The organism is Pseudoalteromonas sp. JSTW (assembly GCF_013423925.1).
In the GTDB taxonomy this organism is placed as follows: Bacteria; Pseudomonadota; Gammaproteobacteria; order Enterobacterales; family Alteromonadaceae; genus Pseudoalteromonas; species Pseudoalteromonas lipolytica.
The window spans coordinates 115430-140373 of the sequence record NZ_CP058972.1; the positions used below are offsets into that span (position 1 = coordinate 115430).

The 24944-nt window shown below is 42.8% G+C and carries 16 protein-coding genes and 3 rRNA genes; 9 read left to right on the forward strand and 10 right to left on the reverse strand.

Going from position 1 to position 24944, the window contains the following annotated elements:
- Positions 1-93: 93 nt before the first annotated feature.
- Positions 94-1095, forward strand: a complete 1002-nt coding sequence (gene add / locus GZH31_RS00605) for an adenosine deaminase (protein WP_036974434.1) — start codon at positions 94-96, stop codon at positions 1093-1095.
- A 23-nt stretch (positions 1096-1118) separates the two neighbouring features.
- Here add and GZH31_RS00610 read toward each other — a convergent pair whose 3' ends face one another.
- From GZH31_RS00610 to GZH31_RS00630, 5 genes are all read right to left on the reverse strand, one after another.
- Entirely contained in the window at positions 1119-1535 is a 417-nt protein-coding gene (locus tag GZH31_RS00610; RefSeq protein ID WP_036974436.1) for a CBS domain-containing protein, read from the reverse strand.
- Positions 1536-1651: 116 nt separating this feature from the next.
- Positions 1652-2892, reverse strand: a protein-coding gene (locus GZH31_RS00615) for an IS3 family transposase (RefSeq protein ID WP_374027183.1) whose coding sequence is annotated in 2 segments (ribosomal slippage) — positions 1652-2535 and positions 2535-2892 — 1242 coding nt in all. Because the reading frame shifts where the segments join, the coding sequence is not laid out codon by codon here.
- Positions 2893-2992: 100 nt separating this feature from the next.
- Complete coding sequence (gene fre / locus GZH31_RS00620) at positions 2993-3706, reverse strand: NAD(P)H-flavin reductase (protein WP_075594385.1); 714 nt, start codon at positions 3704-3706, stop codon at positions 2993-2995.
- A gap of 87 nt (positions 3707-3793) precedes the next feature.
- The gene (gene ubiD, locus GZH31_RS00625; RefSeq protein ID WP_036974440.1) at positions 3794-5260 is read right to left on the reverse strand and encodes a 4-hydroxy-3-polyprenylbenzoate decarboxylase; all 1467 of its coding nucleotides are present in this window, start codon (positions 5258-5260) and stop codon (positions 3794-3796) included.
- Positions 5261-5345: 85 nt separating this feature from the next.
- Entirely contained in the window at positions 5346-5630 is a 285-nt protein-coding gene (locus GZH31_RS00630) for an MliC family protein (protein ID WP_206770688.1), read from the reverse strand.
- A 155-nt stretch (positions 5631-5785) separates the two neighbouring features.
- On the opposite strand from GZH31_RS00630, the gene GZH31_RS00635 reads away from it, so the two are divergent.
- The gene (locus tag GZH31_RS00635; protein WP_036974469.1) at positions 5786-6691 is read left to right on the forward strand and encodes a DUF808 domain-containing protein; all 906 of its coding nucleotides are present in this window, start codon (positions 5786-5788) and stop codon (positions 6689-6691) included.
- 280 nt (positions 6692-6971) lie between these two features.
- Here GZH31_RS00635 and GZH31_RS00640 read toward each other — a convergent pair whose 3' ends face one another.
- Complete coding sequence (locus GZH31_RS00640; RefSeq protein ID WP_118843891.1) at positions 6972-7928, reverse strand: tetratricopeptide repeat protein; 957 nt, start codon at positions 7926-7928, stop codon at positions 6972-6974.
- Positions 7929-8109: 181 nt separating this feature from the next.
- Between GZH31_RS00640 and dbpA the strand changes: the two genes are divergently transcribed.
- The gene (dbpA, locus tag GZH31_RS00645; RefSeq protein WP_036974444.1) at positions 8110-9498 is read left to right on the forward strand and encodes an ATP-dependent RNA helicase DbpA; all 1389 of its coding nucleotides are present in this window, start codon (positions 8110-8112) and stop codon (positions 9496-9498) included.
- Positions 9499-9500: 2 nt separating this feature from the next.
- On the opposite strand, the gene GZH31_RS00650 is transcribed toward dbpA, so the two are convergent.
- Positions 9501-10082: a DNA-J related domain-containing protein gene (locus GZH31_RS00650; protein ID WP_118843892.1), complete on the reverse strand. Its 582-nt coding sequence runs from the start codon at positions 10080-10082 to the stop codon at positions 9501-9503.
- Positions 10083-10242: 160 nt separating this feature from the next.
- Here GZH31_RS00650 and GZH31_RS00655 point away from each other — a divergent pair, with 160 nt between their 5' ends.
- A complete protein-coding gene (locus GZH31_RS00655; RefSeq protein WP_118843893.1) occupies positions 10243-13077 on the forward strand; it encodes a tetratricopeptide repeat protein in 2835 nt (944 codons plus the stop codon).
- Here GZH31_RS00655 and GZH31_RS20085 read toward each other — a convergent pair.
- The 3 genes from GZH31_RS20085 to trxA form a co-directional block, all read right to left on the reverse strand.
- On the reverse strand, positions 13050-14300 hold the full coding sequence (locus GZH31_RS20085) for a methyl-accepting chemotaxis protein (protein WP_065978896.1): 1251 nt from the start codon (positions 14298-14300) through the stop codon (positions 13050-13052). The genes GZH31_RS00655 and GZH31_RS20085 overlap by 28 nt on opposite strands.
- 297 nt (positions 14301-14597) lie before the next feature.
- Positions 14598-15857, reverse strand: coding sequence for a transcription termination factor Rho (gene rho / locus GZH31_RS00665; RefSeq protein ID WP_036974448.1), 1260 nt, complete (start codon positions 15855-15857; stop codon positions 14598-14600).
- 181 nt (positions 15858-16038) lie between these two features.
- A complete protein-coding gene (gene trxA / locus GZH31_RS00670) occupies positions 16039-16365 on the reverse strand; it encodes a thioredoxin TrxA (RefSeq protein ID WP_036974472.1) in 327 nt (108 codons plus the stop codon).
- A gap of 90 nt (positions 16366-16455) precedes the next feature.
- On the opposite strand from trxA, the gene rhlB reads away from it, so the two are divergent.
- The 5 genes from rhlB (at position 16456) to rrf (ending at position 24771) form a co-directional block, all read left to right on the forward strand.
- Positions 16456-17733 carry an ATP-dependent RNA helicase RhlB gene (rhlB, locus tag GZH31_RS00675; protein WP_036974450.1) on the forward strand — a complete coding sequence of 426 codons (1278 nt, stop codon included), beginning with the start codon at positions 16456-16458 and terminating at the stop codon, positions 17731-17733.
- Positions 17734-17778: 45 nt separating this feature from the next.
- Positions 17779-19272 (forward strand): guanosine-5'-triphosphate,3'-diphosphate diphosphatase, encoded by a 1494-nt coding sequence (gene gppA, locus GZH31_RS00680; RefSeq protein ID WP_036974452.1) that lies wholly within the window; start codon positions 17779-17781, stop codon positions 19270-19272.
- A 556-nt stretch (positions 19273-19828) separates the two neighbouring features.
- Positions 19829-21369 (forward strand): 16S ribosomal RNA (locus GZH31_RS00685).
- A 281-nt stretch (positions 21370-21650) separates the two neighbouring features.
- Positions 21651-24536: ribosomal RNA gene (locus GZH31_RS00690) — 23S ribosomal RNA — on the forward strand.
- A 120-nt stretch (positions 24537-24656) separates the two neighbouring features.
- Positions 24657-24771 (forward strand): 5S ribosomal RNA (gene rrf, locus GZH31_RS00695).
- The 16S, 23S and 5S rRNA genes sit together here, the layout of an rRNA operon.
- Positions 24772-24944 lie beyond the last annotated feature (173 nt).

Genomic DNA, 24944 nt, shown 5'->3' on the forward strand with positions numbered 1-24944 from the left:
TTGACCTCAATAAAGTAAATAAAATCATCTAAACTTGAAATATCAACGCGGGTACGTATGATCCGCGAAAACTGACTGAACTGAGTGCCAATTATGATCAACAACACACTTCCTTTGCTTGATATTCATCGCCACCTTGATGGTAATGTTCGACCACAGACAATTTTAGACTTGGGTCGACAGTTTAATCTTGCGCTACCGGCAGACCATATTGACGCACTTATTCCGCACGTACAGGTGATTGACCCTGAACCTAATTTAGTGGCGTTTTTACAAAAGCTTGATTGGGGTGTAAAAGTGCTGGGAGATTACGATGCGTGTCGTCGTATCGCAGTCGAAAATGTTGAAGATGCATTAGCACAAAAGCTTGATTATGTTGAGCTGCGTTTTAGCCCTTATTACATGGCGCAAAGCCAAGGCTTACATCCACAAGGTGTTGTGGAAGCGGTTGTTGATGGTGTAAAAAGTGCTTGCCAAGGTGCCCCGATTAAAGTGAATTTGATTGGTATTATGTCACGTACGTACGGGACTGAAATTTGCCAACAAGAACTGGATGCACTGCTTGCATTTAAAAACGATCTTGTTGCGGTTGATTTAGCTGGAGATGAAATGGGGTTTCCCGGAGAGTTGTTTGTTAACCATTTTAAGCAAGTACACGATGCTTATTTGGCCGCGACGATTCATGCTGGTGAAGCGCGAGGCAGTGACAGTATTTGGCAGGCAATAAATCAGCTGGGTGCGACGCGTATTGGGCATGGCGTAAAAGCCATTGAAGATCCAAAACTTATGGACTATTTACGCGATAAACGCATCGGAATTGAATCTTGTTTAACCAGTAATATTCAAACCAGCACAGTGGCTGAATTGGCAAGTCATCCTTTAAAAACATTTTTAGATCACGGTATTTTGGCGTCAATTAATACGGATGATCCCGCCGTAGAAGGCATTGAAATTGAACATGAGTATCGTGTCGCTGCGCCCGCTGCGGGCTTAACCCAAACAGACATAGAAAAAGCACAAGCGAATGCGCTTGAAATTGCTTATTTGAGTAATGCCGATAAAGCCGCTTTAAGAGAGTTAGCTGCGAACCGCTAATGAGCAGCAGCTAGCTACAAAACTTACACTTGATGCTCTTGGCACGAGACATAGTTCTCATAAAGTGCTTTGAGCACATCGCCACGGCTGATCATGCCAACCACTTTGTTACCTTCAACAACTGGGTAGTTTTTGGGTTTGCCAGTCTTCATGCCGTCGGCAAGCTCAATGATATTTTGATCAATACTCACGGTGACGACATCTGTTCGCATTAGCTGTTTCACCTTTACCACACCATCGCAGAAATAACTGTTTTGCATCAGTGGTTGTAGTAATTCTTGCTCAGAAATAAAGCCAACCAAAGCTTTATTATCATCAAACACCGGCGCGCCTAATAGTTTAAACTTTTGCAGCTCGCTAATGGCGGTGGTCATTTCGGTTTCGGGTGTAATATGTGGCAACTTACGTTGCATAAAATCTTGTACTTTTGTATTTAGCATTTGGGTCTCTCCCCATCATTATTCTACATAAAGTATGGTCAAGGAAATGCAGTTTGTGAAATCGTTATATGGATTTAAGTGTGAGTTATGTCTCGTCCTAAAATACGTTGACGGTTTTAATTGAAGGCCAGTAGCTTTTGCTCCTGGTCTTTTTTATGCACTTGGTTTGGGGTTTCCATGCCTAAACTCAAATGCGGCCTCATTTCATTGTATATTACTATTGATTCTTCGACGAGTTCACGTAGCTCTTTCAGATTTTGGCATTTATAGAGTAAGAATTCTTGCTTCAATATGCCATTAATGCGCTCCGCCAATGCATTTTGATAGCAATCATAGCCATCGGTCATCGATGGAGTAATGCCATTTTCATTAAGCTTTACTTGATATACCCGTGAGCAATACTGTAACCCTCTATCTGAATGGTGAATCGTACTGCATTGATACTGACGATTAGCGATGGTCATATCTAATGCCTTAACCACATCTGTCGCCTTCATTTCATCACTGAGTTCATATCCCATAATTTTGCGACTATACGCATCAGTTACCAGCGATAGATAGTGAACACCTTGCGTTGATTGAACGTAGGTTATATCACTTACAAATACCTCTTCTGGCCTCGATGGTTGTCTATCTTTAAGCAAGTTAGGATGCTTTTTCATCCAATGTTTACTAAACGTCGTTTTTGTATAACTACGCTTAGGTTTAACCAATAAATGTTCACTTTTTAAGTAACTAAAAAAAGCATCTCGACCTAAACTTATACCTTGCTCTATGAGTTTGGGTTTCAGTAGAAAATATAATTTCCTTCCACCTAAACGCGGCATAAAGCGTCGTATTTCCAATACCATCGCTTTAACTGGTGCAAGTTCAATAGCACGCAATTTAGCTCTGCTCTCTCGTTGATATATTGCTTGTCTCGTTATCCCAAGCAGCTTGCAAGCACGTTCTAAGCTAACTATTTTTTGCTTTTGAAGGCTTCTTGCTCCTTGGCAATATACTTTTTTCTAAGGTTTGTCCCATGCTCAGCGTCAAGAATATTAACCACTTCATTGAGTAACAGGTTACGTAAGTGCTCATCTTCGAGCTCTCGTTCGAGACGCTTGATTTTTTGTGCGGGGCTTTCTTTGGCTTTAGGTGATTTAGGCATAGTCATCTTAGGTGATTGAGTCCAATCCATCTTACCGTGTTTTCTCAACCAAGTAAGCACAGTTGAGCGACCTTGTATGCCATAAATTTTTTGGGCTTGTTTATAAGTCATATCGCCTTTTTCTACAGCGTCGACAACTTGTAATTTAAAGCCTAATGAATAATCTCGTTGTGTTCGTTTGATCGGTGTATTATTTGACTTGGTCATAATAAGTCCTAAATGTGTAAACACATTTCAGGACGAGACATTAAAACAAATAAAAAAGGCACCCAGTAAACTGGGTGCCTTCATAGCAAGAAAGGAGCACTTACTTTATAAATGCAAATGCATCTGCGTACATGTTTTCACGAACTGCACCATGTGCAATAAAGTCATCACGCACAATGCCAATCATGTCAAAACGGCCAGCCATATATATATCGTATGGCTCAAGAGACACTATATCAGCCATGACCGCTTTGTGAACAAAGCCTGTTTTGCCAGACCAACTTGCAGGGGCATTTTCAACAACGGGAATGTATTGAAAGTGAGGGTTACTCTCAGCCCAAGCTTGCATTTCGTCATGGGCATAAAGAGCCGATTCTTCACGCACACCCCAGTAAAACAACACGGGGCGATCACAGCCTATTTCAGCTAGGTGATCAGCCATCGATTTTGCATACGAAAAGCCCGTACCGCCCGCTAATAAAATGATAGGGCGTTCGCCTTCAGTGCGAAGTTGTGACACACCTAAACCAACTTCAACGTTAACCTGTTGTTGTTCTGTATGAGCGTGACGTAAGTGTTCAAGTGCCTGCATTGCATATGAATCCGCACCTGATGCGCCTATGTGTAATTCAATTTGCTCAGTTTGCGATGGGCGACTAGCAATTGAAAAGGCACGCTTATCTTTTTCGCCTAATACAAGTTGCATATATTGGCCTGCCTCGAATGACACAGGTTGCTGTGGTTTCAAAATGACCTTATGTACGTGGTCTGTAAGCGGGCTGATCGCAACAACGTCAGCGAGTAATGTTTGCATAGTTTACCTTTATAAAGCAGAGACGCATAACCGATTGCGAGTGCGCTCACAACCGTTAATTTTTGAGCAGTTTATCACAGACACAGCTTAGAGAATATCTAAGCTGTCCCATATTTCATCAACACGATCTTTAATTTTTGGGTCCATTACAATGGGCTCACCCCATTCCCGATCGGTTTCTCCAGGCCATTTATTTGTCGCATCCATTCCCATTTTTGAGCCTAGGCCAGAGACGGGTGATGCAAAGTCTAAATAGTCAATCGGTGTATTTTCAATCAGTGTGGTATCACGGGCAGGATCCATGCGTGTGGTTATCGCCCAGATCACGTCATTCCAATCACGTGCATTTACATCGTCATCACAGACAATGACAAACTTTGTATACATGAACTGGCGAAGAAATGACCACACACCCATCATTACGCGTTTTGCGTGGCCTGGGTATTGTTTTTTCATGGTCACGACAGCCATACGATATGAACAGCCTTCAGGGGGCAAATAGAAGTCGACAATTTCTGGAAATTGCTTTTGTAAAATAGGCACAAAGACTTCGTTTAATGCTACGCCTAATACCGCGGGTTCATCAGGTGGACGACCTGTATAAGTACTATGGTAGATTGGATTTTCACGATGCGTGATGTGCGTCACTGTCATAACAGGAAACTCATCTACCTCATTGTAATAGCCTGTATGGTCACCGTAGGGGCCCTCTGGGGCTGTTTCACCCGGCATAATATAGCCTTCTAAGATAAACTCAGCTGTTGCAGGCACTTGCAAGTCATTGGAAATAGATTTAACCACTTCGGTTTTACTACCGCGTAACAGGCCTGCGAATGCGTATTCACTGAGTGTATCTGGTACAGGTGTTACCGCGCCAAGAATAGTGGCAGGGTCTGCGCCAAGGGCTACCGACACTGGGTATGGCTCGTTCGGGTGTTCTTTGCACCACTCACGGAAATCAAGCGCGCCACCACGGTGAGATAACCAGCGCATAATGATTTTATTCTTACCTAATAATTGCTGACGGTAGATACCTAGGTTTTGGCGCTTTTTATAAGGTCCTTTGGTGACCGTCAGACCCCATGTGATAAGTGGTGCTGCATCACCCGGCCAACAGTGTTGAATAGGCAGTTTTGTTAAATCAACGTCATCGCCTTCAAGAATTACTTGTTGGCACGCTGCTTTTTTAACTTCCTTAGCTGGCATATTTAACACTTGTTTAAATACGGGGATTTGACCTAGCGCCTCTTTAATTCCTTTTGGTGGCTCTGGCTCTTTTAAAAATGCCAGTAACTTACCGACTTCGCGCAGTTCACTCACATCATTTTGCCCCATACCCATCGCAACACGCTTGGGTGTTCCGAATAAGTTGGCAAGTACAGGAATTGAGTGGCCTTTTGGATTTTCGAATAATAGGGCAGGGCCTTCAGCACGTAAGGTGCGATCGGCAATTTCGGTCATTTCTAGGTAGGGATCAATCTCTTGTTTGATCCGCTTTAGTTCACCCTTTTGTTCTAATAACTCGATAAATTCGCGAAGATCTTTGTATTTCATTTTGGTCGCTTAAACGCTGAAAAAACTGTCGCTATTATACTCAAAATCAATCTTTAAGCTAATTTAGCAGGGAGAATTCGCTGTTTTATTGGGCGAGAGCACAGTGGTATTTTTTACCTCTCAAAATGAGCATAGCCTCAGGACCTTTAGACCAAAAAAGTACGGTGTCATTACTGTACTTTACACCCGAGGCGCTGACTTGTCGGCTTAGTAAAAAAGACTCTTGTTGAAATGAAAGTGTTGCTTGCTCTTCATTGATGTCGGTAATACTCGCGATTTCTTCATCACACTTATAATTGTTTGGCCCACTTTGCTCGGCACAAGCACACAAGGTGACTAAAGCGAGCCCTAAAGTAAGTGGCTTAATCATGGAAACACCCCTGTTTTAATGAATCTACCCAAACCATTGGAAATGTGTTTCTTCAGATGGTGTGGATTTATAAGCTTAACAAAGAAAAATTAACCGTTGGTGAAAATACCAGGATAAGTTATGTTGTTATTGAAATTAATGGGCAAGGAGCCGCTATGGCTGGGACTAACTTATTAACCTTACTTGATGATATTACAACGCTTTTAGATGATATTGCGACGATGAGTAAAGTCGCAACTAAAAAAACAGCAGGGGTATTGGGTGACGACCTAGCACTCAATGCGCAACAAGTAACTGGGGTCACGGCTGATCGAGAATTACCCGTAGTCTGGGCTGTTGCAAAGGGATCGTTTATCAATAAAGCGATACTGGTACCTGCCGCATTATTGATTAGTGTGTGGTTACCTTGGCTTATTACGCCGCTTTTAATGATAGGTGGCTTATTTTTGTGCTTTGAAGGTGCTGAAAAAATTATTGAAAAGCTGTTTGATCACACAAAAGCTGAAGATGAATCTGCCATCGAACATCAAGACTTGCACGAATACGAAAAACAGAAAGTGAAAGGGGCTATTCGCACGGACTTTATCCTCTCAGCCGAAATTATTGTTATAACCTTGGGCACTGTTGCCGGTGCAACACTGGTTAATCAAGCATTGGTGTTAACGGTTATTGCAATCATTATGACTATCGGCGTTTATGGTCTTGTTGCAGGCATTGTAAAACTTGATGATGCCGGTTTGTATTTGCTGCAAAAAGCCCAGCAAACAGGCGGGAAATTTAAACAGTTATTAGGCACCTTTTTAGTCGCGGCAGCCCCTCAGTTGATGCGTTTTTTAGCGTTCGCAGGTACAGTTGCAATGTTTTTGGTTGGCGGTGGCATACTCGTTCACGGCATACCTGTGTTACATCACGCTCAGCAAGGCGCGAGTGAGTTTGCACTTACTTATCTTGGTAAAACAGGGGAAGTTGTAACACCGATTTTATTCGATGGTTTGCTTGGCGTCGCTGCGGGGATTGTGGTGGTGCTAGTGGTTGAGTTGTGGCACAAAGTGAGAAATTAAATAAAAAGTGCCGGCGAGAAACCTCGCCGGCAAGAAGTTAGCACGGGAACGTAAGCGTGCTAATGTGCAGGGTGTTCCTTTAAGCTATATAAACCCAAAGGTGTTTGTCTTCTGGCACTCATAGAATTCCTAAAACAAAGCAGGAGAGTTATTTTGCTCTTTCTATCTACACTTCATTATGCATCAGTTAAAGTGTGTTATAACATAACCTTGTTGGTGTAAATAACCAATGCGTTTGTTATTCATTGGTTTACTTTATTGGATGTTATAAAAAGTGGATTTAATCTGTGTTTAAATTACTGCAGTCGTAGCTTAGGCATAATTCAGCAAGTTCAATTTTAGCTTTGAGGTTGCCTTGTTGTGTGGCTTTATTGAGCCAATAGGCCGCTTTTTCTAGACTTTTTTGAGTGCCTTGACCATCGCGATACATTTGCCCTAAGTTAAGTTGCCCCCACGAATAACCCCCCTCTGCAGAAAGCGTAAAACTGTTTAGCGCTTCTGTGTAAAGCCCATCTTTAAAATAAGTGATACCTTCTTGATTGTGCTTATCAAGTTTTACGCCGGTATATAAGGGTTTCGGCTTTGGTGGGTGCATTACAAAGCCTCCGAATAAGCTATAAAGCTCAGGGCGCATGATTTTGTAAATGCTGTTGTCTTCATAAAATTGCTGTATTTGTTCTTTGCGAAAGGTCATGGTTTTACTTGAGAAATAATTATCTTGGACCAACATGCTTGTGCGCATAGCAATTTCAATGTCTTTATTATATTTATAGGTGTAATTACCGACACGAAAGGTCATGTTGTCATTATCAAATTCAACCAGTTGTGCCACTTTTAAATTATTAATCCGTTTTGGGGTGTCGGTAAATTTGTCAGCGTGGACAAAATACGTGTCGAACAGTTTTGGCTTATTTATATAACTAACTTCGTTCGTAGTTTGTTGATGAACACCAAGCACAGTTTGAATTAAAAAATAGCCTAAAAGTAACACGCCGGCAAAGTACTTAATAATCGAGAGCATTTCTAAAGTAGGAAGTGCGTACCAAGACACGGGAGTCATATAGCCACAATCATCACACTGGCGCTGATAACTGATTGATAGTGGGATAACTGGCAAAATAGTAAAACGCAGTATCTTGCTGTGATTGGTTAATGAATAATGCTCGCTTTGACAGTGGGGGCATGTTTTAGGTTGTTTGTAAAAAACATCAGCAGCAGCAGTATTAAAAAGTAGCATAGTGTCTTCCTTGGTAATAACTACAAACTAGAACAAATGCAGCAAGTTATAAAGATGCAAACTGTAACCAAATATGAATTTCAGTATGAAAGGCTTTTCACTTAGAGAATAAACCCATTCTCTGCTATGATCCTCTGAATCTTCGAGGATATCCCTCCACTATCAAGTTTGGAATGTTACTGTGACTGCTACTGCTTTTTCATCGTTGGCTTTGCCGCAAGAGTTAATCGATAATTTATCGACCTTAGGTTATTCACAAATGACGCCAGTGCAAGCGCAAAGTTTGCCGGTCATTTTGCAAGGAAAAGATATTATTGCCCAAGCTAAAACTGGCTCAGGGAAGACTGCTGCATTCAGTTTAGGCGTGCTGGCTAAATTAAATGTTAAACGTTTTCGAATCCAATCATTAATTCTCTGCCCAACGCGTGAATTAGCTGAGCAGGTTGCAGAAGAAGTCCGTAAGTTAGCGCGTAGTATTCACAATATTAAAGTACTTACTTTGTGTGGTGGCGTATCAATTGGACCGCAAATTGGTTCGCTTGAACATGGTGCACATATTATCGTAGGTACACCAGGGCGAGTCGATGACCATATTCGTAAAGGGACATTGCGCTTAGATGATGTTGAAACTTTAGTGCTTGATGAAGCCGATCAAATGCTCGACATGGGTTTTCAAGATACCTTAGATGCGATTGTTGAATGCATTCCAGCCCAGCGTCAAACATTATTGTTCAGTGCGACGTATCCGAAATCAATAGCAGCAATTGCAGAGCGTGTATTGAGCAATCCTGAGACTATAAAAGTTGAAGAAGAGCAGGCAAAGAGCACAATAAAACAGTACTTTTACAAACTTGATAATAACAAGCAGCGCTTTAATACTTTAAAACTTTTATTGTTAAAGTTTCAGCCAGAAAGTTGTGTGGTGTTCTGCAACACGAAAGTTGAGACTCAGCAAATTTGTGATGACCTTTTTGCTGAAGGATTTAGTGCCGTCGCATTGCATGGTGATTTAGAACAACGAGAACGAGAACGTACATTAATTCGTTTTTCTAATAAAAGCGCTTCAATTTTGGTCGCGACGGATGTTGCTGCACGCGGGCTTGATATTAATGATATGGATATGGTGGTGAATTACCACTTAGCACATGACCCTCAAACACATGTGCATCGTGTGGGCCGCACCGGGCGTGCAGGTAAAAAAGGGATTGCCTGTTCAATTTATGGTGAAGCTGAGCAGTTTAAAGTGGCACAAATAGGTGATCACTATGAAAAAGATTTTGAACCAGAGCCTATTCCGCCGTTTAGTTTATTAGAAAAGCCAGCTTATAAGCCTACAATGGCAACGCTTATGATTGATGCAGGTAAAAAGCAGAAAATTCGTGCGGGTGATATTTTAGGGGCGCTAACGGGTAAAGAAGGGGTCGCGGGACACCAAGTTGGTAAAATAAATGTACTTGATAATGTTGCCTTTATTGCTGTTGAGCGTGCTGCTGTTAAGCCTGCTCTGCGTAAATTAACAGAAGGTAATATTAAAAAGCGTAAAATACGAGCTCGTCGATTAACGCGCTAAAATTAATGTGAGCAATTCGCCTTGAGTTGCTCATATTCTTGCCGTATTTTTTTGAACTTGGTAGCAGAACCTTGTCGATCAGGGTGATACTTTAAGGCGAGTTGTCGCCACCGTTTTTGCAGCTCTCTATATGAATAATCTGCAGGGAGTTGCCAGTGTTGTATGATCGGGTAAAGTTGCTCAGCTGATACTTGAGTAAGACAGAAGCGATTGTGTGTGCTAAAACGCTGCCAAAATTGGTCAAGTAATGCATCAATGGCGTCTCGTGACGTGTCATAGTTTTGCCAATCTAAATAATATGCTCTTAGCGGATCGTCTTTTTCTGGACGGTCTGTAGGGCATGTATCTATAAGCTCTATATGAAGCGATGCAATCTCTAATCGCTGGGTCGGGGCTAGCTGTGCTTGTAACTGATACAATCCGTTCATAATTAGAAAATTACGTTTAAAGAGGTTTTTTTGCGGGTCTTCATCGAGTTGCTTAAGGTAATTCGTCTCTCCCAGCGCGCTGGCTAGCGTATGCACCTTCCAAGTAGACTGTCGTAGAAGAAGGTAAAAAATCTCATCAATCAGTGGGTTAACCATTGTTCGTAGGCCAATGTTTAGTGTAATCTTAAAGTATATACGCTAACACAGCTGCGTTATTGAAACTACGATCATGTTTTAGGTTTAAAGGAATGCATTTGGCGATGCTTTAGCGAGTTCTGCTAATGCACGCTTGGTTGATTTTTAGGGATATAAACATATGCACATCACATTGCGCCTCAGCTTGCTTTATTCAACGCTCGCGTGTGTCTGTTTGTTTTTTACGTCTCCTAGTTTTTCATCTCACTCATTGTTTGAGCAGTTTACGCAATCACAGCAATGGGATGAGAAAAAACAACTTTCAATAAAGCTGCTAGCCGCACCTAATATCACATCCGATGAAAAATTAGAGGTTTATCTACAGTTAGCTGACTTTGCACTAGAGAAAGATAATTTCTCTGCTGCAGTGGAACACTATCAACTGGCTGCAACATCAACCTCTTTTGAAGAGCATCCACAACGTTATTTTCAAGCTCTTAAAATGCAAGGTGTGACCTATTATTATCAAGGGTTAATGCAGCAAGCCGTGAGTGCGTATATGCGAGCCTTGAGTGTTGCAAGAAATATGGAGCAGCCAATTTCTGAAGCTAATCTTTTGAGTAATATTGGTCTTGCTTACTTCAATATGTTTAATATGAATCAAGCGCTTGATTATTATAAACAAGCGAAAACGATTTACGATAAATATGGAACAGCACAAGATAAAGCGGATATTTTGCACAATATAGCGGGTATTTATATCCGTTTGTCTAGCTACGATATTGCACTGGATATGTATCGAGAAGCACTGGCTATTTTTCAAAAGCTTAATGATGAAGATGGTATCGCTCAATCTTATGGCAATATGGGAGTGGCTTACTCAGAGCTTGGCGAGTATCAACTGTCACTGCATTACTACCAGCGTGCTTTGCGCCATTACCAAGAAACGAATGATGCATACTACCTGTCCTCTCGACACGGTAACATTGCTAACGTGTACTTGCGAACGGGCGATCTTGAGATGGCCTTAAATCACACGGAAAAAGCGATAAAATTCGCAAAGCAAATTGATAATAAGGGGCTCGAGTTAGCGGGGTTATTATCACAAGCGAAAATCGAGCTGTTACAAGGGAAGTTACCTGAAGCAGAAGTCACACTTAACACATCTGTTAGTATGGCGAAAGAGTATAAAGATGAGCTCAGAGTACTCGATGGTTTGGGTATGCATGCATTGATAAAAGCGGGTCAAGGAGACTTTGAAAGTGCAGTGTCATACTTTGATAGCTTTGTTCGCAAAATGAATGCTTCTAAAAATGAACAGCTTTTAAAATCATTGGGTAAACTACAAAGCCAAATTCAAGCCAGTCAGTTAAATCAAGAAATTGTCGATCTTAAGCAACATCAGCATGTGCAAGAGCTCGAAATGTCTAAACAACGCCAGCTAACGATCATGCTGTTCATTTTGTTTGTAATGATTGTTGTGACAGGAATTACTCTTTACCGACGCAAGATTGAAAAAGAGGCGAAGGAGCAACTCTCTTTAATGGTGGCTAAGCGCACCCAAGAACTTGAAGAAATTGCAGAGCAGTTGCGTAGTGCAAATGATATCAAAAGTCAGTTTCTTGCCAATATTAGCCATGAAATCCGCACTCCACTGACTGCTATTCTTGGTCAAACCGATCATTTAATGAATGGTCTTTATAAGCCTGAGAAGTTGAATGAAGAACTTGCGGTTATTCAAAAACAAAGTGATCACTTAAAAGAGCTTATTAATGATGTACTTGATATTAGTAAGATTGAGGCGAATAAACTTGAGTTGAACTTAGAAGAGGGCAACTTAGTGGAATTACTGACAGATGTGCATTCTATGCTGAGCGGTCAGGCGAAAGAGAAAGGATTAAAATTTGCGTTTCAAAATCAACTTGGTGAGCAGTTTTTCAGCTACTTAGATTTTACGCGTGTAAAACAGATATTAATAAACTTATGCGCGAATGCCATCAAGTTTACTCAGCAAGGAGAAGTTGAGTTACATGTATCGCGCGTCGAGCAAGGCATTGTGTTTCGCATTAGAGATACCGGCATTGGCATGAATGCTGAGCAATTGAAACTAATTTTTGATTGCTTTAGTCAGGGTGATAACAGTATTAGTCGTCGTTTTGGTGGTACGGGGCTTGGACTTAGCTTGTCGCAGCAATTGGCGATGATGATGGGCGGGTACATCAGTGTTGAGAGCGAGGCGAATAAAGGCAGTGAGTTCTCTTTTTACTTACCCTGTAAAGAACTTGAGCCTGCGGCGTATATTGATGACAATCAAGCGATTACACACTCAGCTTCTAAAGGATTGTCAGGCAAAGTATTACTTGCCGAAGACCACCCAGATAACAGACGCTTAATTTGCCGTTATTTAGAATCTATGGGGCTAGAAGTCATTACAGCAGAAAATGGTGAGCAGGCTGTTGAGCAATGTTTAAAAGAGTTCCCAGATGTGGTGTTACTCGATATTCAAATGCCAGTACTTGATGGTTTAAGCGCATTGAAGCTATTACAAAAATGTGGCTTTACTCAACCTGTATACGCATTAACTGCGAATGCGATTAGCCACCAAATTGAAGGTTATTTAGAAGCGGGTTTTACTGGGTATCTTGCTAAGCCAATCGATAAAAAAGTGTTTTACACGCAGCTTGCTAAGCATTGTAAAAGTACCTCTCAACTAGCTAATTCAATGCCCGATACACGTGATCTTGTCACTAGCTTTATCAATAGTTTTGCCTACGAAGCGGACTTGATTCAGCAGCATTTCTCAGCGGATGATTTAATGAGCTTACAACAAGATGCTCATCGAATTGGAGGGGCTGCAAAAATGTTTGCCTTAGATGATATTGCACACAGTGCTTTAGCACTCGAGCTGGCCATAAAAAACAAGACAGCGTTTGAAATTAATCACTTAGTAACGCAACTACTCGAGCTTATGCACTGCACACGTTTAGCTCAAAATAGCTCAATATCACCATCTTGAGCTTGTTTTATTTCTTCGTCATTGATGAATCGTGAGCGGTCTACTCGCTTTTTTAAATCAATGCTAGGGTAGGTCACTTTAAACATCGACAACTTATTATCTATTGAATGTGCGAGATTAACGAGATCCTTACTTGAAACGGCTTGAATTTGCGTGCTGGATAATGCATCTGAGTTAATTTCAACCATAGAGTCAATACTTGCTTGTGCTTCATCAGACATTTGGCTTTGCAGTGCAACTTGTGCGTGAATACTTTCTGATAAAGCATCGATGGCTAACATCGCTTGTTCTATTTTATTTGTTTCACGTGTTGATTCGTCAGATAGCTTAACGGTGTGCTCTGTTTCTTTTAATGCCTTTTGCATCAACTGATTCGCTTGCTCAGTATTATGCTGAATTTTAGCAACCATATTTCGAACTTCTTGTGTTGATTTACTTGTGCGTGCAGCTAAGTTTCGAACCTCATCAGCTACCACTGCAAACCCTCTTCCTTGCTCGCCTGCTCGGGCTGCTTCAATGGCGGCATTAAGAGCCAATAAGTTAGTTTGTTCGGCAATACTATTAATGACCTCAATCACAGAACCTATTGCGTCGCTATCTTGCTTGAGCAAAACAATTTGTTGGCTTGTTTGATTAATATTATCGGCGAGTTTTAATAAACTTGATTGACTCTTATCAGTGTCTAAACGGGTTTGTTTTACGGAATTCGTGGCATTTGAAACCGCGTGATAAATTTGCTCTAAACTTCGATCGAGCTCTCTTGATACGTCAATGGTACGCTTTATTGTTATGGCGAGATCGACACCGTGAGCATCTTGAATCGTGGCTTTTTGGGTCATAGAGGCATAAGTGTCTCTTAGTGCATCCGCCATAGGGAGCAATCGCGCAGAAGAAAAATAAATCTCTCCGAGCAAGTGCTCTACTGTGGTTAAACTTTCATTTAATGCATGGCATGCTTGCGGTAAATTAGGGTTATTTTCATCAAAACGAAAGGAGAAGTTAATACCTTGCTCTGCGGTCATATTCGTCGCAAAGTCATTTAAGAAGTCCAGCTGCTGCTTGTCCGTCGAATAGAGACTATAAATCATTACTGCCCACGGTCCACAGATAAAGAGACTGAGTATAAGTAGAGCCGAAGTAGAGAAATCAAACACAGCAAAACTAGCAATACACCCCAGTAAGCTTGTTAAAAACAGAGCGATTGCTATTTTAATGCGCGTCATTGAGTGTTCCTAAGCATTTCATCTCATTATTTATAGAACAGCTTTCAATGAAATTCCATTTATATTATGAACTTATATTAACCTGAAATAACACTTACCCACGTGGCTAAGTGACAGTGGTTGTTATCAGTGATAGATATTTCTTATTTAGAACAACAAAATAACACAAGAGTAGGCAGGGGTATTACTTGCTTCAAATAGAGTATTGAATGCAGCGAATGGGTATCAAAGGGGCTTCTTTTGGGCAAAAAAAATGCCTGTTTAATACAGGCATTTACTTAAAATATTCAAATGTGATTATTGACGTTTCATTGAATCGAAAAACTCGTCATTGGTTTTGCTCATTGACAGTTTATCAATTAAAAATTCCATCGCATCAATTTCTGACATGTCATGTACGATCTTACGTAAGATCCACATTTTTTGTAGCTCATCAGGTTTAGTCAGCAACTCTTCGCGACGTGTACCAGAGCGGTTAAAGTCAATGGCAGGGAATACACGTCTTTCAGCAATCTTACGATTTAAGTGTAATTCCATATTACCAGTGCCCTTAAACTCTTCGTAGATAACTTCGTCCATTTTCGAACCAGTATCAATAAGCGCTGTCGCGATGATTGTCAGGCTTCCGCCTTCTTCAACGTTACGTGCCGCACCGAAGAAACGCTTAGGCTTATGTAATGCGTTTGCATCAACACCACCGGTTAGTACTTTACCCGATGAAGGAATTACCGTGTTGTATGCACGAGCAAGACGTGTAATTGAGTCAAGTAAGATAACCACGTCTTTTTTGTGCTCTACAAGGCGTTTTGCTTTCTCGATTACCATTTCAGCAACCTGAACGTGACGGCTTGCAGGCTCATCGAATGTTGAAGCAATCACTTCACCTTTTACAAGGCGCTGCATTTCGGTTACTTCTTCAGGACGCTCATCGATAAGTAATACCATCAGCTCACAGTCTGGTTGGTTATAACTGATCGATTGGGCGATATTTTGCAGAAGCATCGTTTTACCTGCTTTCGGCGGTGCAACGATAAGTGCGCGCTGACCTTTACCAATTGGCGAGGCTAAATCGAGTACACGCGCTGTGATGTCTTCTGTACTACCATTACCGCGCTCCATACGTAAACGTTCATTTGCGTGGAGTGGAGTAAGGTTTTCAAAAAGGATTTTAGTGCGTGAGTTTTCAGGTTTATCGAAGTTTACTTCATTTACTTTCAGTAAAGCGAAGTAACGTTCACCATCTTTCGGTGGACGAATCAAACCGGAAATAGAGTCACCAGTACGCATGCTGAATCGACGGATTTGACTCGGAGATACATAAATATCGTCAGGACCGGCTAGGTAAGATGCTTCAGATGATCTCAAGAAACCAAAACCATCTTGTAAGATTTCTAATACACCGCCGCCATAAATGTTCTCACCGCTTTTTGCGTGTGCTTTAAGAATGGCGAAAATAATGTCTTGTTTTCTTAAACGGGCTACGTTTTCGAGCCCCATGGACTCAGCTAAGTTTACAAGCTCTTTGATAGACTTGTCTTTTAATTCGCGTAAATGCATATTGGTGGGTTCTTTATTACAATTGTCATACTCAAAATCGTCGTTTGATACATGAGTGAGGTTTGTTGGTATAACTAAGGATTAGTTGGCTTTATAAACTAGCAGGTCACTAGCAAGGCGTCCAGTCTTTAAACAAAATAAAGCTAAAAAAAGGGCAAAAAGCCCTTTTTTTATTATTTCATTAGATGTTGTTTTCTAAAAACTCGACTAATTGAGTCTTAGAAAGGGCACCTACTTTAGTGGCTGCAACTTGACCATCTTTGAAAAGAAGAAGTGTAGGGATACCACGAATACCAAATTTAGGTGGTGTGCCTGCATTTTGGTCAATATTCAGTTTTGCAACGGTAACACGACCATCAAAATCGCCTGCTACCTCGTCAAGAATTGGGGCGATCATCTTACAAGGTCCGCACCATTCTGCCCAAAAATCAACAAGTACAGGTTTGTCTGATTGAAGTACGTCAGCTTCAAAGCTATCGTCAGTTAATTGAATAATTTTCTCGCTCATTGCGATCTCCGATAAGTTAGGCGAAATATTTAATGCGTATTTAAACACTCTTGTTTCTTATTGCAAGTTTAAACGTTATGCTTAAACGCTATGACTAAGACACATTTGACCGATAAAAAGTTTTCAGACTTTGCTATCGCACCGGAAGTGGTTGCCGGTTTAACCGAAAATGGGTTTGAATATTGCACACCCATACAAGCTAAATGCCTACCTTTTATTTGTGAGGGCCGTGATATTGCGGGCCAAGCACAAACAGGTACGGGCAAAACGTTGGCGTTTTTAACGGCCACGTGCCATCGGTTATTACAATCTAGCAAAGCACCTAGTAAACATCCAAGAGCCCTGATCATGGCCCCTACGCGGGAGCTGGCGATTCAGATACACAAAGATGCAAAAATTTTAGCGCCACATTGTAATCTTAACTTAGGATTAGTATATGGTGGCGAAGATTATGAAAAACAACGTGCACAACTAGAAAAAGGCGTTGATATTTTAATTGGGACGACTGGACGCCTTATCGACCTTTATAAGCAGGGCTGTTATACCCTGAACGAAATTGAGGTTGTTGTGCTTGATGAAGCGGATCGCATGTTTGATTTAGGCTTCATTAAAGACATTCGTTATATGTTCAGACGTATGCCGGAAGCATCTGAGCGTTTAAATTTATTGTTTTCAGCGACCTTATCGTATCGTGTACAGGAATTAGCATTTGAACATATGACTAATCCTGAGCATGTACAAATTGAACCTGATGTGAAAACAGGTAAGCGCATTCAGGAAGAGCTCTTTCATCCATCACAAGATGATAAAATTAAGTTGTTGTTAACCTTAATTGAAGAAGAATGGCCTGAAAAAGCCATTGTGTTTGCAAATACCAAACACAGTTGTGAAAACGTGTATGCGTGGATGAAGGCGGATGGGCATCGCGTTGGGTTATTGACTGGTGATGTTAACCAGAAAAAACGTCAGTCAATTCTGGCGCAATTTACCAAAGGTGATTTAGACTTTTTAGTTGCGACCGATGTTGCAGCTCGTGGTTTACATATTCCAGAAGTAAGTCACGTATTTAATTTTGATTTGCCAGATGATTGTGAAGACTATGTACACCGAATTGGACGTACAGGACGTGCTGGCGCATCAGGCCATGCAATCAGCTTTGCCTGCGAACAGTATGCTTATAATCTTCACGAAATCGAAGAATACATAGAGCACAGCATTCCATTATCACATTATGATAAAAGTGCATTGCTTGATGATTTAACAAAGCCTACTATTCAGAAAAAGCGGAACTATTCAACAGGCCCACGTAATCGTAATAACAACGGACGTCGACCAAATAATAGTTACCAAAAATCACGGTCATCATAACTGGCCGTTGTTTAAGACGTAGTAGTAACTAGAGGTTTTTGAACGGTGGGGCAACTTCAACCGCAAAAAAATGTGTATGCAGTTATCGATTTAGGATCAAACAGCTTCCATATGCTGATTGCCAAATCGATGGCTGGCGGCCTACAAACTATTGGCCGAGTCAAACGTAAAGTAAGGCTAGCAGCAGGACTTGATGAAAACAATGTTCTAAGTACTGAAGCCATGCAACGAGGCTGGGAATGCCTCGCCTTGTTCGCTGAACGTTTACAAGATATACCAAAGAAAAATATCACCATTGTTGCAACCGCAACACTGCGCCTTGCTATTAATGCCGATGTATTTCAACAAAAAGCTGAGAAAATCCTTGGCCATAAAATCAATGTTATAAGTGGCGAGTTAGAAGCAAAGACTATCTATAAAGGGGTTGCTCATACATCTTCATGTGGTGGTCGACAGCTGGTTATTGATATTGGTGGAGCAAGCACAGAGGTTGTCATTGGAAAAGGTTTTGACGCGTTGCATTATAAGAGCCTCAACATGGGGTGTGTCACTTTCCTTGAGCGCTATTTCAAAGATCAAAAGCTTAGTAACAAAAATTTCAATACCGCTATTAAAGCAGCGCGAGATGTTGTTGAAGATATTGTACCTGAATATAAAGCTGCTGGATGGGAGATTGCCAGTGGTGCATCCGGTACAGTTCAAGCCATTCAAGAGATTATGGTTGCGCAAAACCAGGATGAGTTACTAACGCTAGATAAACTGTTAGCAATTAAAGAACAGTCAGTCACGTTTGACACCATTGCTGATCTTGAATTACCTGGTCTTAGTGAAGAGCGTCGTTTAGTGTTTGTATCTGGACTTGCAATTCTTATTGCTTTATTTGAATCGTTAGAAATAAAGCAAATGGGGCTTGCGCGCGGTGCATTGCGTGAAGGTGTGTTATATAGCATGGTGCCTGAGCTACATAATCATGATATTCGCAAACGCACCGTTGATGGTTTAATGAATCGTTACCATGTTGATCAAAAACAAGCGTGCCGAGTAGCGCAACTTGCGGAACAACTGGCAATAAGTGTAATGAACCAATGGCAATCAATGGATAGTAATGCGATTGCACTGTTAAAGACTGTGGCAAAATTGCATGAGATTGGTTTGCTAATCGAATATAAGCTTTACCATAAACATACGGCCTATATATTAGAGAACACAGACATGCCTGGCTTTTCACAGTCAGAGCATAAACTTATTACAGCAGTAGCGAATGGGCACCGGGCTGATCTTGCAAAAAATAGCTTTGCATATCTAGGGTGTAATGAGCAATTAGCTGAATGCCTAACACGTATCATTCGGATCGCAGTGATCTTATCGATGCGTCGCCAAGACGATGTATTACCAGCGCTAGGTCTAAGTGTAGATAAAAATGCGCTTATACTGACATTTGATAGTGATTGGTTAAAATATCACCCACTAATGGCAAGTGAGCTACAACTAGAGTCCAAGTTACAAGCGAAAGTTGGTTGGAAGCTCATAATCAAATAACTAAAAAAGGCCCTTCAGGGCCTTTTTTAGTATTGTTTTTGCCCGTTTCGTTCGTATTTTGCACGAACAGTCATTTTTTTCATAAAAACGTAAAAAAACAGTTGATCTGAATTCGGATCTCCCTATAATGCGACCCCACTGAGACGGCAGACTGCAACGCTTAGCGAGGCAAGAGCAACTCAGAGTGTTAAGTAAAACTTAGTTTCGAAAAATTAAATTTTCTCAAAATTAAGTGTTGACAAAAAAATAGGAAAGCGTAATATACGCAGCCCTAGCGAGTTAAAGTGAAACGCTTTAATCGCAACGTTCTTTAACAATATAAAGCAATCATCTGTGTGGGCACTCGTGCAAATTGAGTTCTAACAGTCGAGCTACTTAGGTAGTAAGACAAACAAATTTAGAGTCTCAATGTTTTTTCCTTTAATGGAAAGTGAGTGACCAACGGAAATAAGTTTACTTATTTCAGCACAGTCAATTCAACATCGAAAGATGTTAAATAAATTCAGAATTCATTGAGCATGTCCGCTCCCTTAATGGGAAGGACAGAAAAAACTTTTAATTGAAGAGTTTGATCATGGCTCAGATTGAACGCTGGCGGCAGGCCTAACACATGCAAGTCGAGCGGTAACAGAGAGTAGCTTGCTACTCTGCTGACGAGCGGCGGACGGGTGAGTAATGCTTGGGAATGTACCTTATGGTGGGGGACAACAGTTGGAAACGACTGCTAATACCGCATAATGTCTTCGGACCAAAGCGGGGGACCTTCGGGCCTCGCGCCATAAGATCAGCCCAAGTGGGATTAGCTAGTTGGTGAGGTAATGGCTCACCAAGGCGACGATCCCTAGCTGGTTTGAGAGGATGATCAGCCACACTGGGACTGAGACACGGCCCAGACTCCTACGGGAGGCAGCAGTGGGGAATATTGCACAATGGGCGCAAGCCTGATGCAGCCATGCCGCGTGTGTGAAGAAGGCCTTCGGGTTGTAAAGCACTTTCAGTAAGGAGGAAAGGTTGGATGTTAATAGCATTCAGCTGTGACGTTACTTACAGAAGAAGCACCGGCTAACTCCGTGCCAGCAGCCGCGGTAATACGGAGGGTGCGAGCGTTAATCGGAATTACTGGGCGTAAAGCGTACGCAGGCGGTTTGTTAAGCGAGATGTGAAAGCCCCGGGCTCAACCTGGGAACTGCATTTCGAACTGGCAAACTAGAGTGTGATAGAGGGTGGTAGAATTTCAGGTGTAGCGGTGAAATGCGTAGAGATCTGAAGGAATACCGATGGCGAAGGCAGCCACCTGGGTCAACACTGACGCTCATGTACGAAAGCGTGGGGAGCAAACGGGATTAGATACCCTGGTAGTCCACGCCGTAAACGATGTCTACTAGAAGCTCGGTTCCTCGGAACTGTTTTTCAAAGCTAACGCATTAAGTAGACCGCCTGGGGAGTACGGCCGCAAGGTTAAAACTCAAATGAATTGACGGGGGCCCGCACAAGCGGTGGAGCATGTGGTTTAATTCGATGCAACGCGAAGAACCTTACCTACACTTGACATACAGAGAACTTACCAGAGATGGTTTGGTGCCTTCGGGAACTCTGATACAGGTGCTGCATGGCTGTCGTCAGCTCGTGTTGTGAGATGTTGGGTTAAGTCCCGCAACGAGCGCAACCCCTATCCTTAGTTGCCAGCGATTCGGTCGGGAACTCTAAGGAGACTGCCGGTGATAAACCGGAGGAAGGTGGGGACGACGTCAAGTCATCATGGCCCTTACGTGTAGGGCTACACACGTGCTACAATGGCGCATACAGAGTGCTGCGAACCTGCGAGGGTAAGCGAATCACTTAAAGTGCGTCGTAGTCCGGATTGGAGTCTGCAACTCGACTCCATGAAGTCGGAATCGCTAGTAATCGCGTATCAGAATGACGCGGTGAATACGTTCCCGGGCCTTGTACACACCGCCCGTCACACCATGGGAGTGGGTTGCTCCAGAAGTGGATAGTCTAACCTTCGGGAGGACGTTCACCACGGAGTGATTCATGACTGGGGTGAAGTCGTAACAAGGTAGCCCTAGGGGAACCTGGGGCTGGATCACCTCCTTATACGATTTAGAACTTATTTGTTCGTAGTGTCCACACAGATGATTGTTAGTTAGTAAAGCCGCAGGCTTCACTAATTAATATGCTCTTTAAAAATTTGGAAAGCTGATAATAAAATTCTGATGAATGACAATTGTTATTTATCAAGAGTTTTCAAAAGTAAAAATATGCCAATTAATTGAAAAATTAATCGGTATCTACTTTAGTATTCTCATCATTATTTGATGAATTAACTTCTGGCGAAGTTAACAGCTGTCACTAACAAAGACCCGTTTGGGTTGTATGGTTAAGTGACTAAGCGTACACGGTGGATGCCTTGGCAGTTGGAGGCGATGAAGGACGTATTAACTTGCGATAAGCCTAGTCAAGCTAGTAAAAAGCACTTGAGACTAGGATTTCCGAATGGGGAAACCCACCTGCTTGCAGGTATCTTGCACTGAATACATAGGTGTAAGAGGCGAACGCGGAGAACTGAAACATCTAAGTACCCGTAGGAACAGAAATCAACCGAGATTCCGGAAGTAGCGGCGAGCGAAACCGGACCAGCCCTTAAGCTTATTATGTGTTAGTGGAACATTCTGGAAAGTATGACGATACAGGGTGATAGTCCCGTACACGAAAATGCATCTTAAGTGAAATCGAGTAGGTCGGAGCACGTGAAACTTTGACTGAATATAGGTGGACCATCATCTAAGGCTAAATACTCCCAACTGACCGATAGTGAACCAGTACCGTGAGGGAAAGGCGAAAAGAACCCCTGTGAGGGGAGTGAAATAGAACCTGAAACCGTGTACGTACAAGCAGTAGGAGCCCACTTGTTGGGTGACTGCGTACCTTTTGTATAATGGGTCAGCGACTTATATTTTGTAGCGAGGTTAACCGATTAGGGTAGCCGTAGGGAAACCGAGTCTTAACTGGGCGTTGAGTTGCAAGGTATAGACCCGAAACCCGGTGATCTAGCCATGGGCAGGTTGAAGGTTGAGTAACATCAACTGGAGGACCGAACCCACTAACGTTGAAAAGTTAGGGGATGACCTGTGGCTAGGAGTGAAAGGCTAATCAAACCGGGAGATAGCTGGTTCTCCCCGAAATCTATTTAGGTAGAGCCTCGGACGAATACTTACGGGGGTAGAGCACTGTTAAGGCTAGGGGGTCATCCCGACTTACCAACCCTTTGCAAACTCCGAATACCGTAAAGTACTATCCGGGAGACACACGGCGGGTGCTAACGTCCGTCGTGAAGAGGGAAACAACCCAGACCGCCAGCTAAGGTCCCAAAGTCATAGTTAAGTGGGAAACGATGTGGAAAGGCCCAGACAGCCAGGAGGTTGGCTTAGAAGCAGCCACCCTTTAAAGAAAGCGTAATAGCTCACTGGTCGAGTCGGTCTGCGCGGAAGATGTAACGGGGCTAAACTATGCACCGAAGCTGCGGATTCAAAATTTATTTTGAGTGGTAGGGGAGCGTTCTGTAAGCCGTTGAAGGTGTGCCGGGAGGCATGCTGGAGGTATCAGAAGTGCGAATGCTGACATGAGTAACGATAATGCGGGTGAAAAACCCGCACGCCGGAAGACCAAGGGTTCCTATCCCATGTTAATCAGGGTAGGGTAAGTCGACCCCTAAGGCGAGGCCGAAAGGCGTAGTCGATGGGAAACGGGTTAATATTCCCGTACTTGGTATAATTGCGATGGGGGGACGGAGCAGGCTAAGCAAGCATGGCGTTGGTTGTCCATGTGAAAGTGAGTAGGTTGAGAGTTTAGGAAAATCCGGACTCTTAAGACTGAGACACGAGACGAGCCACTAAGGTGGTGAAGTTGTTGATGCCATACTTCCAGGAAAAGCCTCTAAGCTTCAGATTATACCGAATCGTACCCCAAACCGACACAGGTGGTCAGGTAGAGAATACTAAGGCGCTTGAGAGAACTCGGGTGAAGGAACTAGGCAAAATCGTACCGTAACTTCGGGAGAAGGTACGCTCCGATTGGTGATGAGACTTGCTCTTTAAGCTGATTGGAGCCGCAGTGACCAGGTGGCTGGGACTGTTTATTAAAAACACAGCACTGTGCAAAATCGCAAGATGACGTATACGGTGTGACACCTGCCCGGTGCCGGAAGGTTAATTGATGGGGTTAGTTTTCGGACGAAGCTCTTGATCGAAGCCCCGGTAAACGGCGGCCGTAACTATAACGGTCCTAAGGTAGCGAAATTCCTTGTCGGGTAAGTTCCGACCTGCACGAATGGTGTAACCATGGCCACGCTGTCTCCACCCGAGACTCAGTGAAATTGAAATCGCAGTGAAGATGCTGTGTACCCGCGGCTAGACGGAAAGACCCCGTGAACCTTTACTACAGCTTGGCACTGAACATTGAACCTACATGTGTAGGATAGGTGGGAGGCTTTGAAGCAGAGACGCTAGTCTTTGTGGAGCCGTCCTTGAAATACCACCCTTGTAGTTTTGATGTTCTAACGTTGGCCCCTAATCGGGGTTACGGACAGTGCCTGGTGGGTAGTTTGACTGGGGCGGTCTCCTCCCAAAGAGTAACGGAGGAGCACGAAGGTTGGCTAAGTACGGTCGGACATCGTACGGTTAGTGTAATGGTAGAAGCCAGCTTAACTGCGAGACAGACACGTCGAGCAGGTACGAAAGTAGGTCATAGTGATCCGGTGGTTCTGAATGGAAGGGCCATCGCTCAACGGATAAAAGGTACTCCGGGGATAACAGGCTGATACCGCCCAAGAGTTCATATCGACGGCGGTGTTTGGCACCTCGATGTCGGCTCATCACATCCTGGGGCTGAAGTCGGTCCCAAGGGTATGGCTGTTCGCCATTTAAAGTGGTACGCGAGCTGGGTTTAGAACGTCGTGAGACAGTTCGGTCCCTATCTGCCGTGGGCGTTTGAGAATTGAGAGGGGTTGCTCCTAGTACGAGAGGACCGGAGTGAACGAACCGCTGGTGTTCGGGTTGTCATGCCAATGGCATTGCCCGGTAGCTACGTTCGGAACTGATAAGCGCTGAAAGCATCTAAGCGCGAAGCAGGCCTCGAGATGAGTTCTCACTAGACTTTTAAAGTCTCTGAAGGGCCGTTGAAGACTACAACGTTGATAGGCAGGATGTGGAAGTGGTGTGAGCCATTAAGCTAACCTGTACTAATTACCCGTGAGGCTTAACCATACAACGCCAAACGCGTTTTATGACAGCGTAACAGACAGAAGTTAGTATACTAAAGTAGATTTACGATTATCAGAATTCCAGATTTTAGTTAATTGCAGATGCGATTAACAACCAAATTTGCTTGGTGACAATAGCGTTTTGGACCCACCTGATTCCATGCCGAACTCAGTAGTGAAACGAAACAGCGCCGATGATAGTGTGGCATTTGCCATGTGAAAGTAGGACATCGCCAGGCTCCAAATTAGAGAAACCCGATTCGAAAGAGTCGGGTTTTTTTTGCCTGTAGGAAAATAAAACACCCAACCAAGACCCCTACGACCTATATCCTAGTAGGCATCAGCGCAAGGTGAAGAGATGTAGGAGGCACTTTAGTGCCGAAGTATCTGATATGCCCTTCATACATAACCA